The sequence below is a fragment of the Luteibacter sp. OK325 genome (assembly GCF_003050935.1).
Classification (GTDB): Bacteria; Pseudomonadota; Gammaproteobacteria; order Xanthomonadales; family Rhodanobacteraceae; genus Luteibacter.
In genome coordinates this window covers 231,540-246,176 of record NZ_QAOX01000002.1, presented here as the reverse complement: position 1 = coordinate 246,176, position 14,637 = coordinate 231,540, and the positions used below count along the sequence as shown (strand labels likewise).

12 protein-coding genes are annotated in these 14,637 nt (G+C 63.6%); 1 reads left to right on the top strand and 11 read right to left on the bottom strand.

The window, feature by feature from the left end; translation table 11 throughout:
• The 11 genes from C8J98_RS04950 to C8J98_RS04900 all read right to left on the bottom strand — a co-directional run bounded on the left by C8J98_RS04950 (position 1) and on the right by C8J98_RS04900 (position 12,048).
• A complete protein-coding gene (locus C8J98_RS04950) occupies positions 1 to 615 on the bottom strand; it encodes a hypothetical protein (protein ID WP_107911507.1) in 615 nt (204 codons plus the stop codon).
• Positions 616 to 668: 53 nt separating this feature from the next.
• A complete protein-coding gene (locus C8J98_RS04945; protein WP_107911505.1) occupies positions 669 to 1,322 on the bottom strand; it encodes a hypothetical protein in 654 nt (217 codons plus the stop codon).
• Positions 1,315 to 2,358 (bottom strand): hypothetical protein, encoded by a 1,044-nt coding sequence (locus tag C8J98_RS04940; RefSeq protein WP_107911503.1) that lies wholly within the window; start codon positions 2,356 to 2,358, stop codon positions 1,315 to 1,317. Before C8J98_RS04940 ends, C8J98_RS04945 begins: the two co-directional genes overlap by 8 nt.
• A 20-nt stretch (positions 2,359 to 2,378) precedes the next feature.
• Positions 2,379 to 5,087, bottom strand: coding sequence for a type VI secretion system ATPase TssH (tssH, locus tag C8J98_RS04935; RefSeq protein WP_107911501.1), 2,709 nt, complete (start codon positions 5,085 to 5,087; stop codon positions 2,379 to 2,381).
• Positions 5,084 to 6,085, bottom strand: coding sequence for a type VI secretion system baseplate subunit TssG (gene tssG, locus C8J98_RS04930; protein ID WP_199229849.1), 1,002 nt, complete (start codon positions 6,083 to 6,085; stop codon positions 5,084 to 5,086). The genes tssH and tssG overlap by 4 nt, the downstream gene beginning before the upstream one ends.
• A gap of 2 nt (positions 6,086 to 6,087) precedes the next feature.
• Positions 6,088 to 7,953: a type VI secretion system baseplate subunit TssF gene (tssF, locus tag C8J98_RS04925; RefSeq protein WP_107911498.1), complete on the bottom strand. Its 1,866-nt coding sequence runs from the start codon at positions 7,951 to 7,953 to the stop codon at positions 6,088 to 6,090.
• 4 nt (positions 7,954 to 7,957) lie between these two features.
• Complete coding sequence (tssE, locus tag C8J98_RS04920) at positions 7,958 to 8,461, bottom strand: type VI secretion system baseplate subunit TssE (protein WP_107911496.1); 504 nt, start codon at positions 8,459 to 8,461, stop codon at positions 7,958 to 7,960.
• Positions 8,462 to 8,468: 7 nt separating this feature from the next.
• Positions 8,469 to 8,975 (bottom strand): type VI secretion system tube protein Hcp, encoded by a 507-nt coding sequence (locus C8J98_RS04915; RefSeq protein WP_107911494.1) that lies wholly within the window; start codon positions 8,973 to 8,975, stop codon positions 8,469 to 8,471.
• Between the two features lie 39 nt (positions 8,976 to 9,014).
• Positions 9,015 to 10,508: a type VI secretion system contractile sheath large subunit gene (tssC, locus tag C8J98_RS04910; RefSeq protein WP_107911492.1), complete on the bottom strand. Its 1,494-nt coding sequence runs from the start codon at positions 10,506 to 10,508 to the stop codon at positions 9,015 to 9,017.
• A 3-nt stretch (positions 10,509 to 10,511) separates the two neighbouring features.
• The gene (tssB, locus tag C8J98_RS04905; RefSeq protein WP_107911490.1) at positions 10,512 to 11,027 is read right to left on the bottom strand and encodes a type VI secretion system contractile sheath small subunit; all 516 of its coding nucleotides are present in this window, start codon (positions 11,025 to 11,027) and stop codon (positions 10,512 to 10,514) included.
• 229 nt (positions 11,028 to 11,256) lie between these two features.
• A complete protein-coding gene (locus C8J98_RS04900; protein ID WP_107911489.1) occupies positions 11,257 to 12,048 on the bottom strand; it encodes a TOBE domain-containing protein in 792 nt (263 codons plus the stop codon).
• Positions 12,049 to 12,176: 128 nt separating this feature from the next.
• Between C8J98_RS04900 and C8J98_RS04895 the strand changes: the two genes are divergently transcribed.
• Positions 12,177 to 14,633, top strand: coding sequence for a TonB-dependent receptor (locus C8J98_RS04895; RefSeq protein WP_107911487.1), 2,457 nt, complete (start codon positions 12,177 to 12,179; stop codon positions 14,631 to 14,633).
• The last annotated feature ends 4 nt before the right edge of the window (positions 14,634 to 14,637 follow it).

The window sequence follows — 14,637 nt, the reverse complement described above, 5'->3', positions numbered from 1 at the left end:
TTACGGGTCTTCGCGGTTCGGCGCGTCGGCCAACGAGCGCACCAGCGCACAATGGGTCGTGGCATCACCCGTGTAGGTGCTGTCGGAGAAAAAGCGCAGGTAGTCGTCGCGGCGCAACGGACGCCAACCGGGCGCGTACGCGCCGGACGCATCGAAGTACCTCACGTGTTTGGCCGTGTGCTTGTAGGACGTGAAAAGCAAGGTGAACCTGTCCAGATTGACCGTGCGAGCGGCGCTACCCAGGACGTTCTTGATGGCGGTTTCCACCACCGATGATCGCGCCGCTTCCGAGGTCAGCGCCACCACGCGGCTCAAGTCCGCAGTCATCTGGTTGCCACCACCGCCGCCCGCCAGAAGCGCACCATCGAAGTTCGTGCTACCGACGGTGGCGCCCAGGGTTCCTACATGATTGTAGGTGACGAGATTGATCCGCCCGCCGCCAAGGTCATAGGCGATCAGTTCGAAGTTCGGCGCACGGTAGAAATACCGACGCGTCGCATTGCCCGAGGTGTACACCACTTCGGTTTCGTTATTGGCTGCCGCATTTTGGCGGTCGGCCAGACGAAACTCCTTTAGGAACTCCGTGTAGCGCGCGGTGCTCAGAATGATTCTCATCGGGGTGCCTTGTGTTCCTGATCGATGTGCTTCGATCGCCGGTGCTCGCGGTATTAATCGGGGATGGGTATGACGCCGGCACTGCCCAGTCGTTCCATCCACGCCTTTCGCCTGGTGTCGTAGTCGACCCGTACCGGCGTTACCCCGTTCATTGCGGGCCGCGCCGACGTCATGTCGTCGCGCAGCTGGACCAGCCACTTACCGACGAGCTTGGAGAGCTCGCCGCGGATGAACATGCGGACCTGCTGACAGAGTTCCTCGCGGCCTGCCTCCGTTTTAGGCGCCTCTTTTCGGGAACTTTCTTTGGCGAAGTTCCTTCGGGCCGTGATGTCCTCGCCGGCATTGACCAGGTCACGCCACACTGTCATGGGATTCTCCTTGTCATCCCGCCCCCAAGCCCAGTCGATGACGGCTTGACTGAAGCGCGCCGATTCACGACCGAACGCCATGGAGTTGCCGTCGTTAGCGATGACTTCCTTATCGTCCTGGATCCAGTGCATTTCCTTGACGCGATCTTTCGCCTGCATCTGGATGAGTGTCGCGTAGGACGTTGGAAAGTGGCCACGGATCGTCGTCGCCTCCGGGCTGTTCCCCGCGCCGGTCGCCGCAATAAGCACCTGTTCGAGATTGAGTTCACGTGAGAGCTTTTTGAAGCTCGTAGCGACACACCCGTCGAAGTCATTGAAGACATGATTGCCCTTAGGCATGGGTCACCGCTCCACTTCCACGATGAATGTGCCGCGCCAGTCGGGCCTTCAGACCCGAAAAGAACGACTTCCCGGCATGGGTTCCCGAGGGCCCGAGCGTGATGTGGTGGCCTTCGAGCTGGAGCGGCGAGGCCTCAATATGCTTGCGAGCAAGCTGTACCAGGGGCGACATCTGTTGTTCGTACATGCGTTCGACGTCATCCTTCCAATCGGCCTTCAGGCCAATGTCGACCACGAACATGTTGATCAGGTCGGAGGTACTGGCACTGGCGAGCAGGTAGCTGCCAAGGATCGGGCTATCGTTGAAGACCTGCAGGGACAACTGCTCCGGTTTCTCCAGCCAGAGGTTGCCTGCACGCATGTCCTTGATGTCCAGGCCGATGCCGTAGAGCTTGAGGCCGAGGCTGGCGACCGCACCGGCCAGGCCGATACCGGCGTTGGTCGCCGTGCCGACATCCACGAACAGCCCGGCGATTTTCAGGCCCGTCGCCATGCCCTGCTGCGCAAAGTCGATGCTGTGCGAGGTAAGGTCACGCCGGATGATGATCCTGATCGATTCCGCGGCGGCATAGGGCGCGCCGGGACGAAAGCCTTGCAGGTAGAAGTCATGCCGGTACAGGTGCTTCGCGTCACGCACGACCGCCACGGCCACTTTCTGCAGGTCATAGACGCCCTTGACCACGCCGACGATCGGGGTAACGTCGGCGAGCAGCTTGCTGGCCTGCTCGCTACCGATCACCTGGACGAGCGTATCGAAACTGTCGATGTCCGCCATCTTTGCAATGAAGCTCTTGATGTCGGCATTCGTACCCGACGCGCTGAACGCAGTCGTCGATGAGTCCTTATGCGTCGCCAGATCGCTGATCGCCGAATAAAGCTCGTAGCCCATCTGCAGGAGTTCGCCTCCTGCATCGCGCGCACTACTGCTGCCAAAGTGCAGGTGCGTGCCACGGAACATCTGCGCCATGAGCTGCTTGCGAGACTTCGCGATCTCGCCGAGGGCCAGCCACTCTTCGCGGGTGAGTTGGGTTGCCATGCTCGTCTCCTTCGCCGGCGTCAGGCCGCGACCATCGCCGAAGCGACATCGACGCCGTCGAACCGATAGACGAACGCGCCGCCCGACGCGTCCACATGCACGCGTTGCACCGGCTCGTCGCCGATCGTCCGCATGAGCAGCTCCCGGCTGATGTCGGGCAACATCGTGTTGGTCAGGATGGCGTCGATCATGCGACCACCGCTCTCGCTCTCGGTGCACCGGCTGACCACCAGCGCCGTCGCCGCATCCGTGCATTCGAAAGGCACGCGGTAGCGCTCCTCGATACGGTGCTTGATCCGCGCCACCTGCAGGCGGACGATCTCGCCAAGCATGTGCTGGCTGAGTGGGTAGTACGGCACGGCGACGAGCCGCCCCAGTAACGCGGGCGGAAAGACATCGAGCAGTGGCACGCGCAGGGCGGTCGCCATCGTTTCAGCTTCCGGCACATGCGCCGCGTCGGCGCACAGACGTTCGATCGTCTCGGTTCCTGCGTTTGTCGTCAGGATGATGAGCGTGTTGCGAAAGTCTATCCGGCGACCTTCCCCGTCTTCCATGACGCCCTTGTCGAAGACCTGGAAGAAGATTTCGTGCACGTCCGGATGGGCTTTCTCGACTTCATCCAGCAGTACCACCGAGTAAGGACGGCGACGCACCGCCTCGGTGAGTACGCCACCTTCGCCGTAGCCCACGTAGCCGGGCGGCGCGCCCTTGAGCGTGGAGACGGTATGGGCCTCCTGGAACTCGCTCATGTTGATGGTGATGAGGTTGTGCTCGCCGCCATACAGCGTCTCGGCCAGCGCTAACGCCGTCTCGGTCTTGCCGACGCCCGAGGTGCCCGCGAGCAGGAAGACGCCGATGGGCTTGTGAGGATTGTCCAGCCCGGCGCGCGAGGTCTGGATGCGTTTGGCGATCATCTCCATGGCGTGGTCCTGGCCGATGACCCGCTGACCCATCAAGGAGGCGAGGTTCATCACCGTCTCCAGTTCGCTGCGCACCATGCGCCCGACCGGAATGCCGGTCCAGTCGGCGACCACGGCGGCAACCGCCTGCTGGTCGACCGCAGGCAGGATCAACGGCGAGTCACCCTGGCGTTCGGCCAGCGCCGTCTGTAGGGTGCGCAACCGGGCAAGCAACGATTCGCGCTCGCTACTATCCATGTCGACGGGACGTGACTCGTCTTGCGCCGCGTCACGCAATTGTCCTCGCAGCTCGAGAATGCTCGCGACAAGACGGCTTTCCTGGGTCCAGTCCTCTTCCAGGTCGGACAAGCGCCGCACTTCGACGCTCAGCGCCGCCTCGACCGCTACCTCGCGCTCGCTGGTGTCGATGCCCACCGCGCGTTCGCGACGGATGATCCCGTGCTCGGCCTCGAGCGCCTCGATCCGCCGGCGGGAGTCGGCGACGCGCGCCGGTACGGCATGGTGGCTCACAGCCACCCGCGCACAGGCGGTGTCGAGCAGGCTCACGCCCTTGTCGGGCAACTGGCGCGCGGGGATGTAGCGGTGCGAAAGCCGGACGGCTGCCTCGATCGCTTCATCGAGAACCTGGACACCGTGATGCGTTTCCATGACCCCGGCCACCGTGCGCAGCATCAGCACCGCCTTCGCCTCGTCGGGTTCGCCGACCTGCACGGTCTGGAAGCGCCGGGTCAACGCCGGGTCCTTCTCTATGTGCTTCTTGTATTCGGCCCAGGTCGTGGCGCCGATCGTGCGCAGCGTGCCGCGCGCGAGGGCGGGTTTGAGCAGGTTGGCGGCGTCGCCGGTGCCGGCGGCCCCGCCGGCACCGACCAGGGTGTGCGCCTCGTCGATGAACAGGATGACCGGCGTCGCCGACGCCTGCACCTCGTCGACCACCTGGCGCAGACGGCTTTCGAATTCACCCTTCATGCTCGCGCCGGCCTGCAGCAGGCCCACGTCCAGCACGCGTAGTTCCACCTCGCGAAGCGCCGGCGGCACGTCGCCGGCGACGATGCGCTGCGCAAAGCCTTCGACCACCGCGGTCTTGCCGACGCCGGCCTCGCCGACCAGCATGGGATTGTTCTGCCGGCGACGCATGAGGATGTCGACGACCTGACGGATCTCGTCGTCGCGACCGACGACGGGATCGATCCTGCCCTCGCGCGCCTGCGCGGTGAGGTCCACGGTATAGCGCTGCAGGCCTTCCCGTTTGCCCAGCTGCGCGGGCGCCGGCGAATCGCCCGCGTTACCCGCGCCGTCGCTCATGCGAAAGCCATCGGACGCGGTGAGCCGCTCCTCGGCCGACCCGGCGATCATGGCCGGAAGCTCGTCGACCAGACCCTCCGCGCGGATTTTCGCGAACTCGTTCGAGATGCCGGTCAGCACGTGACGCAGGCGACGCGTGCGCACGATGCCAGCGACGAGGTAGGCCGTGCGCACCTGGCTCTCGCCAAAGCTCAGCGTGGCGTACACCCAGGCGCGCTCGACGGCTTCCTCGATATCGGCCGACAGATCGCTGACCGCGGTCGCACCACCCGGCAGGCGCTCCAACGCCTCGTCCACGTCGCGTGCCAGGCGCGAAGGATCGATACCCACGTGGCGGATGATGCGGTGGAGATCGGAATCACCCATCTGCAGGATCTGCTGCAGCCAGTGCACGAGTTCGACCTCGCGATGTCCGCGCAGGCGACAGGCGACGGTGGCACCCTCGATGGCTTTATAGGCCACGGCATTGAGTTTGCCGAACAAGGCGGTACGGCTGATGTCGGTCACGATGGCGTCCTCGATCGATTCGGAAGGGAAAGGGGTTGCAGGACCAGGTCGTCGGCGTCGCCCGGGCCGGCGAACCGGCCCATCCACGCGGACAAGCCCATGCGGCTGCCGCGCCCCAGATGCGTCAGCGGCACCTCGTCGCGGCGCAGCACCGGTTGGACGTCCCAGTCGAGCCCGTCACCGACGTAGAAGCGCACGGCGGCGACCAGCTCACCAAGGGCTTCTCCGCCGGGCAGGAAGCGCCGGTAGTCGGCAAATGCCATCGGCCCGAGGCGGATGCGAAAGCGGTGTTGCGCGCTGCGCACGGCGGCGCCGAGCACCGCCGTCGTACCGATACCGGCCATGGCGGCGCCCATGCGCAGCCGCCCATCGTCAGGCAGGGGTAACCATGTCACCGCGAATTCCTCCAGGTGCACGGGCACGGCGAAGAAGGCGGCGAGCAGGGCCACGAGTCCTTCGGCGTTCCGCGCCTGGGCGACGATGCGTCCGGCCATGTAGCGACGGAACCGATCCGGCAACGCATCGCGCCCGGCCAGCGATGGACTGTCGATACCCACCAATGCACCGAGGAAGTGCGCGAAGGCGTCGTCCGCGGGGCGATCCATCTGTACCGTCGGTTGCGCGTCGGCCCACGCCCGATAGAACAGGCTGAGCATGCGGTGATGGAACACGTCCGCGAAGGCGGTGAACGTGGAATCGCGCGCAAGTCGCTCGCGCTCCAGCGTGTACTCGGTGAGGTGCAGGGGTAAGGCGCCGTTCGGCCCCCACAAGCCCAGCATCAGGCTGTGGATGCGAGGCGGTCGTACACCATCGGTCTCGACACGATCGATAGTGCGTGAGGCGAACCCCAGTGACGGCGTATGCGCAAGGCGAACCGGGTCGTCCGCCGGCCGCACGGAATGGCCGAGGCGCGGATGCTCGGCGTAGACGCACTCGACCCGCCGCAATGCCTCGAACCAGTCGAATGACGACGGGTCGGCACGCAGCGCGTCGAGCAGCCCTACAGGATCGGGCGCGTGCCGGAGCGAGCCGTCCACCGTGCCACCTCGTTGCGTTCATGGGTATGCAGCACGGTCTCGGTGAACGAGTTCAACGAGACGTACCGCGCGAAGAAGTTCTGCATGACCGAGCCGAACAGGAAGGCACCGGTGCCTTCGAAGGCCTGGTCCTCACAGGTCAGGCTGATTTCAAGGCCGCGGCCATAGGTGACCGGGCCTACGATGGGAAGGCGACGCACGATGGGTGACGAACGTACGTTGCGCAGACCCTCGATCAGGCGGCGCGAGGACGCGTCGTACTCGTCGCTGTAGAGCAGGAGCATCTCGCGCAGCGCCGCCGCGCCGTCGTCGTGCTCGAGCAACGAGAGGTAGTTCAGTTGCAGGTGACTGATCAGCTTCCATGCACCCTGCCCCTCCGCCATCGCGGCGCGCGGGCGCGTCGGCCCTGCCACGCAGCGGATCGACCGCACGGGCGCGTCGGTGTCGAGCATGAAATCCGTGGCTCCCTTCCCCACCGGCATGTGCAAGGGCAGATCGCGGTTGGTGCACAGCAGGCGCATGCCCAGCTGGCGCAGGCTGCTCGCGTACGGCGCCTCGCGTCCATCGACCAGCGAGAGAAAGACTTCGCCGCCGACATAACTCGAACGCGGCCCGTCGCGTCGTTGCCGTTGCGATGCCACGCGCGGTTCGCGGCGCAGCGAATAGAACGCTTCCGCCGGTTGGTGCCAGGTCCTGGCGTTACCGCCATAGAACGGAAAGAAGGTCTGCTCGGGTTCCTGGCTGTCGCCAAACCCCTGTACGTCCTCGACGTCGTAGACCTCGAAGTCCATCGGTCGCGTGCGGTCTGCCAGTACGTGGTATTCGGCAGCACCCTCGCGAAGGTGGATACGATCCGACCGCCGCGGAAAAAGGTTGATCGCCGGCGTGCAGAACAGGCGTACGTACGATGCATCGACCGCGTTGTCCAGCCGGGTCACGGCGCGGTCCAGCCAGACCACGATGTCGAAGCCTGTCGCACTGGAACGCGGAAGGAGACGGCGCAGCCCGGTGAACGCGGCAAACTGGAAGCGCTGGGGGCAGGCGAAGTACTCCTGCAGCAGGCGGTAACCACTGAACGAGCGATCGCTCACCGGCAGCAGCGCCTCGGCGTCGGTGAAGCCGCGCGGCTCGATGTTTGCCTGCGTCGCATGCCGGACGGCATCGCCCGCGACGACGGAAAAGCCCGTGCCGTTGGCCAGGACCTGTTCGTAAAGCAGACTGGCAAGGTCGCCGGCCCCGGCAAAGAACACGGGCAGTTCATCGAACGACAGCGCATCCAGTTGAACACCGGCATCCAGTCTGAAGCGCAGGCGAAACGCCGCGCGCGGGCTGCTCCCTGGCGGAACGCCCAAGCCCGCCGCCGCGATCGCGGCGGGACTGGAGAAATAGCGGGCTTCGTCGAGCGACAGAGGCAGCAGGTTCACCGCATGGGCCGTGCGGTATTCGCAGGCCGTGCGCTCGCCGAAGCCGATCTGGCTGCGCAAAGCCGTGCCCCGCGGGACGAGATGGCCTTCGCCTGGCAGGGTCTCGCCGCTGTCCGGCGACATCTCGACCACGGTCATCGACGGCACCGGCGCGAGGTACTGCGGGTAGAGCATGCGCAACAGGTGCTGGGTGAAGACAGGGTGCTGTGCATCCAGCTTCATCTGCACGCGCGCGGACAGGAAGGCAAAGCCTTCCAGCAGACGCTCCACATAAGGGTCCGCGCACTCCATCCCCTCCATGCCCAGGCGGCCGGCGATCTTGGGATACGCGCTGGCGAACTCCGCACCCGATTCACGGATGTGCTGGAGTTCCTGGTTGTAGTACCGGAGGAGTCTGGGATCCATGGGCTCAGCCGAGGCCGTCGAAAACACTGAAACGTGCGGTTTCCAGGTCGACCTCGGTCTTCAGGTAAAGGTTGAGAGGCAACGGTTGCGCCCACATCGTCGATTCGATGCTGAACGACAGCGTCAGGCGATCCATCCTTGCGGTGTCGGCCCTTACATCCACATGCAGCGTGGCGGGATCCAGGCGAGGCTCGAACGTCGCGATCGCCGCGCGTATGCGCTGGCGAAGCACTTCGATATCCAACCCCGCGATGGCGGCGCCGGTCAGGTCCGGGATGCCGTAGTCGAGGACCGAAGCCTCGACATACGGCAGCCCGGCGAGCTCTTCCGAGGACCAGTGCCGCGTACAGTTGAACAACCAGGCAAGGTCCCGCACGACGTACTCGCGCAGGCGCGCCGCCGTGATCACGCGCTTGTCCCGGCTCTCCTGCGCGACGTGCGGTTCGTCGTCGCGCAAGCGGTCCAATAACGACGGCTGCAGGCGCTCCTGGGTGGTCAGCTCGGCCATGTTGCGATCAGGCCGTGCCCTTCACCTGCTGCATGTCGTAGGTGAAGTCCTTGGTGCCACCCGTCGCCTTGCCCTTGTCGTCCTGGGGCTGGAACGCGTACTTGAACTTGCCGAAATGCAGGGTGATGTTTTCGGTCAGGCGCTCGTCACCGCCGCTGCCACCGGTGGACACCGAGGTGATCATTACGCCCTCGGTCAGTTCGATGGTGACGAAGTCAGTCTGCTCGCCGGTGGCGTTGGTGACATAGAGCGTCGCGCTGTCGACGCGTGCACCGGTGCATACCGCGTTAAGCAGCGCATTCGAGCAGGAGTCGACGAACTTGGTGATCGTGATGTCCTGCACATTGGCCTTACCGCCGGACGCGTAGCCCGCGCCGGTATGTAGGTTGCCCGAGTTACTGGCGCCCCACGACCACGCGATGATCGGCACCTGGTCCTTATGCTTGGCGTGGTTGGAAGCGCCCTCGATCTTTACCTGACCGGGGCCGAACTTGAGATGCATGTCGAAAGCCATGAACGCTTTTCCTCGATTGACGCGTAATTAGGGAAGGACTCAGGCGGCCTTGCCGGACGGCAGGCGAGCAACCAGGCGCAGCGAGACCGTGAGGCCTTCGAGCTGGTAGTGCGGCTTGAGGTAGAACTTGGAGGTGTAGTAGCCGGGGTTGCCCTCGACTTCCTCGACCACCACCTGTGCCGCGGCGAGCGGCTTGCGTGCCTTGGTCTCTTCGTTGGAATTGACCGGGTCGCCATCGACGTAGTTGAGGATCCAGCGTGTGAGCCAGTCCTGCATCTGCTCACGCGTGCTGAACGAGCCGATCTTGTCCCGCACGATGCACTTGAGGTAATGCGCGAACCGCGAGCAGGCAAACATGTAAGGCAAGCGCGCGCTCAATGCCGCGTTGGCCGTGGCATCCGGATCGTCATACTCTTCCGGACGCGCCAGCGACTGCGCACCGATAAAGGCGGCCATGTCGGAGTTCTTCCGGTGCACGACAGGCATCAGGCCCATCTTGTCCAGCTCGGCCGAGCGGCGATCCGTAATGGCGATCTCGGTCGGACACTTCATGTCCACGCCACCGTCATCGGTGGGGAAGACGTGCGCCGGCAGGTTATCCACCGTACCGCCCGACTCCACGCCGCGGATGCGCGTGCACCAGCCATACTGCTTGAACGAGCGATTGATGTTGACGCCCATCGCGTAGGCCGCGTTCTGCCAGGTGTACTTCGTGGAGTCGGCACCACTGGTGTCTTCCTCGAAGTCGAACTCCTCCACCGGGTCGGTCTTGGCACCATAGGGAAGTCGCGACAGCGTGCGCGGCATGGTCAATGCCACGTACTTCGCATCTTCGCTGTCACGCAGCGAACGCCATGCCGCGTAGTCGGGCGTCGAGTAGATCTTGGCGAGGTCGCGCGGGTTGGCCAGCTCACCCCAGCCGTCCATGCCGAGCAGGCCCGGTGCGGCGGCGGCGATGAACGGCGCGTGCGACGCCGCGGCGACCTGGGCCATGCCGCGCAGCAGTTCGACATCCTGCGGACCGTGATCGAAGTAGTAATCGCCAATCAGGCAGCCGTAGGGCTCGCCACCGAGCTGGCCGTATTCCTCTTCGTACACCTTCTTGAACACGGGGCTCTGGTCCCACGCCGTGCCCTTGTAACGCTTGAGCGTACGGCCGAGGTCGTTCTTGGAGAGGTTGATCACGCGGATCTTCAGCTGCGGATCCGTTTCGGTGTTGGACACCAGGTGGTGCAGGCCGCGCCAGGCACCTTCCAGCTTCTGGAAGTCCGGGTGGTGCAGGATCAGGTTCACCTGCTCGCTGAGCTTGCGGTCGATCTCGGCGATATAGGCGTTGATCGTCTGCGTAACGTCGTCGGAAACGATGTCCGCGCGATCGAGCACCTGCTCGGCCAACGTGCGCACAGCGGATTCCACCTCGACACGGGCGCGCTCGCTCTTCGGGCGAAACTCCTTGCTGAGCAAGGCGGCAAAATCGCCGCCCTCGGTGGTTTCGACGACGGCCTCGGCCGCCTGGGTTTGCGTGGTCGCCATCGGTCAATCCTCCTTTGTGTCGGTGGTGGCCGGACGCGTCGCGGCAAGCGCCGCCAGTAGCGCCGGATCCTGGATCGCCTGCGCGATCAGCTTCTCGGCGCCAGCCTTACCGTCCAGGTACGTACCCAGGTTGGCTAGCTGCGTACGTGCTTCGAGGAGCTTCGCCAGCGGTTCGACATGGCGGGCAATGGCCGCCGGAGAAAAGTCGTCGAGGTGGCCAAAACGCATCTCGATGGCCAGGTTGCCTTCGCCGGTCAACGTGTTGGGGACATCGAACGACACCGTGGGCCGTATCGATTCAAGACGATCGTTGAAATTGTCGACGTCGATTTCGAGCGCCTTGCGCTCCTCGACCGGCGGCAGGTCGCGGGCGCTCGCACCGGAGAGGTCGGTCATGACGCCCATGACGAAGGGGATGCTCACCTTCTTCTGGGCGCCGTAGAGCTCCACGTCGTATTCGATCTGGACGCGCGGGGCGCGATTTCGTGCAATGAACTTCTGGCTGCTCGACTTGGCCATCGTTTTTTCCTACGTAATCGATAGACACGATCAATCAAGATGACGAAGGTGTTTCACGTCATCAATCGAGCGGTCATTCTCGACCACGCCCCCCCTCGAGCTGAAATCGTTGCTCGGTATAGGAGGCATAAGGAGATGTGATAGCTGAAATCGAAACTCGTCGAATCGGCTTCGACGTAAAAGGTTGCGCTGCCGACGTGGCGACAGTCAGCCTGCTTTCAGTCCGCTCTCAGTCGGTAACACCAACGATCACGGAGGCAGCATCGAAGATCGCCAGTACAGCCATGCCCTCGACCAGCCCGAGGTTATCAACGCTGTCCTTGGTGATGATCGAGGTAATCGTCCCGCCACCCTCGATGTCCACGGTCACCTCGGTATTCACCGCGCCGGGATGAATCCGGGCCACCGTGCCAGGCAGCTGGTTCGATGCGGATAACCGCCCCTGCCCAGGCAGACCGAGCATGATCCAGCTCGCCTTGATGAGCGCGATGACCGGGCGCCCGGGAGTCAGTGCGAGGTTGTCCGTACTCTCTCGAGTCACGGTTGCGATGAGTGTGGCGCCACCCGTGGTCCGGATGGCGATGCTGTCGTTTACCGCACCCTGCTGGACGCGATCAACGACACCGGCAAGCTGGTTTCTCGCACTGGTTCGCATGGTCAGGTGCCTCAATAGATGGATGTCATCGGTCGCTTCGTCCCCGAGCGATGCAAGATGCTCGACGAACAGGCGGTGAGCCGATTCGATGCTGCGAAAGGACTTAATGAGGCGCTCGGCACGCGCGGTGAGCCTCGCCCCACCACCGCCCTTGCCTCCAGTCGCGCGCAGCACCAGCGGTTCACTCGCGAGGTTGTTCATTGCCTCGACCGCGTCCCATGCGCCCTTGTAGCTCATGCCCACGGCCTTGGCGGCGGCGGTAATCGACCCGGTCTGCCCAATCTGGGACAGCAGTTCGACACGGTCCAGCCCGCCCCAGCGCCGCGCGCCATCGGTGAGCCATAGGGAGCCTTCGTACTGGAGCATGCCGTCACCGATGGGTAGGACGGGATCAGTCTAGCTCCGGCACGGCTTGTAGGCTCAATAATTCGCTATATAGTCCACTTTATATTGCGTTCGGGCGCACCGGCCCGTCAGGGAAAAGGGGAGACACCATGCATCGGCTCGTGCTCGGCGCTGTGGCGCTGTTATGTCCCGTATTTACCGCTGCCGCCCTGGCGACGGACACTCCCACGACGGCCGATGACAAGAAAGACGTCACGACGCTCGATAGCGTCACCGTCACCGCCCGCCAGCGCGAAGAAAACCTGCAGAAGGTTCCCATCGCGGTTTCGGTGGTGAGCGGCGAATGGCTCGACCGTTCGTATACGGTCAACACGCAGCAGCTCAGCCAGCTGGTCCCATCGCTCTACTACAACTCCGCAAACCCACGTAATACGGCTTATACGATCCGTGGTCTGGGGTCGAACACGCTGTCGGTCAGCGCCGCGAATGACGGCATCGAGCCCGGTGTGGGTTTCTATGTCGATGGTGTCTATCACGGTCGTCCGGCAACGGCGGCCTTCGACTTCACTGATATCGATCGCATCGAAGTACTCCGAGGACCGCAGGGCACGCTGTTCGGCAAGAACACGACGGCAGGCGCTATCAATATCACCAGTCGCGCACCCACCTTCACGCCGGAGGGCAGCGGCGAGATTTCATACGGCGAGCAAGGGTTTTTCCAGGCGAAAGGCACGGTGTCGGGGCCACTGACTCAAACGGTGGCCGGCCGCTTCTCGGCGCAGTTCACCGAGAAGGACGGCTCGCTACACAACGTCACCACCGGCAAGGACGAAAACGAAATCAACAACTACGCCCTGCGCGGTCAGTTGCTGTTCAAACCGGACGACAGCCTCAATGTCCGCCTGATCGGGGATGTCTCCAATCTGGATTCGGATTGCTGTACGCAGAACTACCTGCGCGTCGGCAGCAGCCTGCGTAGTGCAGCGCGACAGTTCAATGGTCTGATCGCCAACCTGCCAGCGCACGGCCTTCCCGCCTATTCGCCGGCCAGCCGCAATGTGTACGACCGACTGACTGACATCGATGCCCCTCTGCATATCGACACGCAAGACGGAGGTGTATCCCTCAACGCCGATTGGAACGTGGGCGCCGTTACGCTGACCTCGATCTCCGCCTGGCGTTACTGGAAATGGGATGTCGCCAACGACCGTGACTACATTGGTGTGCCGATTCAGACCGTCCAGCGCATCCCCTCGCGCCAGGATCAATACAGCCAGGAGTTCCGTGTCGCCTCCAACGGTGACGGCCCCTTCAGCTATGTCGGCGGCCTCTACTTCTACACCCAGGAAATCAACGGCAAGCCGATCAGCATTTATGGCCCGGCCGCCACGTACTGGCTGGTCAGCACCACGAGCTTCCCTCGCATGCCGGACAACCTTGCGGACGGCTACGGCCAGTTCGGCAATTCGCACTACCGGATGAAGAGCTATGCGGCCTTCGGTGAGGCGAACTACAAGATCACCGATCGACTGACCGCAACACTTGGCCTTCGCTATACCTACGAAGACAAGAACGGCAACTACTCGACGACAGTATCCGGAGGCCTGCCGACCACCCCAGGCTCGATACAGGACAACGCAAAGCTGTCGCTGTTCCGCCCGCAGAGTTACAGCGCATCGGATAGCGGTGGCAACCCCTCGGGTCGCGTCAACCTGGGCTATCAGTTCACCGATAACGTGCTGGGTTACGTCAGTTATGCGTACGGGTACAAATCCGGTGGCCTCAATATGTCCGGCCTGCCGTTGGATGCTGCGAACAATCCGGCCCTGGCGACGGCCGTGATCAAGGACGAAACGAATACCACGCGGGAGGCTGGCCTGAAAACCGCCTGGTGGGACGGTCGCGCCACATTGAACCTCGCCGCGTATCGGACCGTGGTCAAGAACTACCAGGCCAACGTCACGTCCAGTACCGAGACCGCAGCCTTGCGCACTTACCCGGCGAACATTCCGGAAGTCCGGGTGCAAGGCGCTGAAGCCGACTTCGCAGCCCTCGTGTTCAGGGGATTCACCTTGCGCGCGTCGTTTGCCTATGCCGATGGCAAATACACGGACTATCCCAAGGGCCCCTGCCCGCTTGAATGGCAGAACCCGAATGCCGTCGGCGGATGCCAGCCACTCGTCGCGCCGGCCAGCCTGGCGATCAAGACCTCGAATCCACGCGGAAACCCCGACGTGCCAGGTGCCTACGTCCTGACCGGGTTGCCGCTGGCAGGCCTGTCCAAATGGGCAGGATCACTAGGCTTCGATTACGAATTGCCGATCGGCAACGACGCCTTCCTCGTCCATGCCGACACGAGTGCACGCAGCGGTTACAACTCCGATACGGCCAACTCCATCTACACCAAGATCGCCGGCTACGCCGTCGTCAACGGAAGCGTGGGCTACCGGTTCAACGACAACTGGGAGGTCGACGTGTTCGCGCGCAACCTCTTCGACAGGAACTACGTCACCGCGCTCACGGTGCAAACCGGAAACTCTGGTTTGATCCTGGGCCAGCCCAGCGACCCGAGAATGGTGGGCGTGACGCTACGTGCGCATTTCTGAGCTA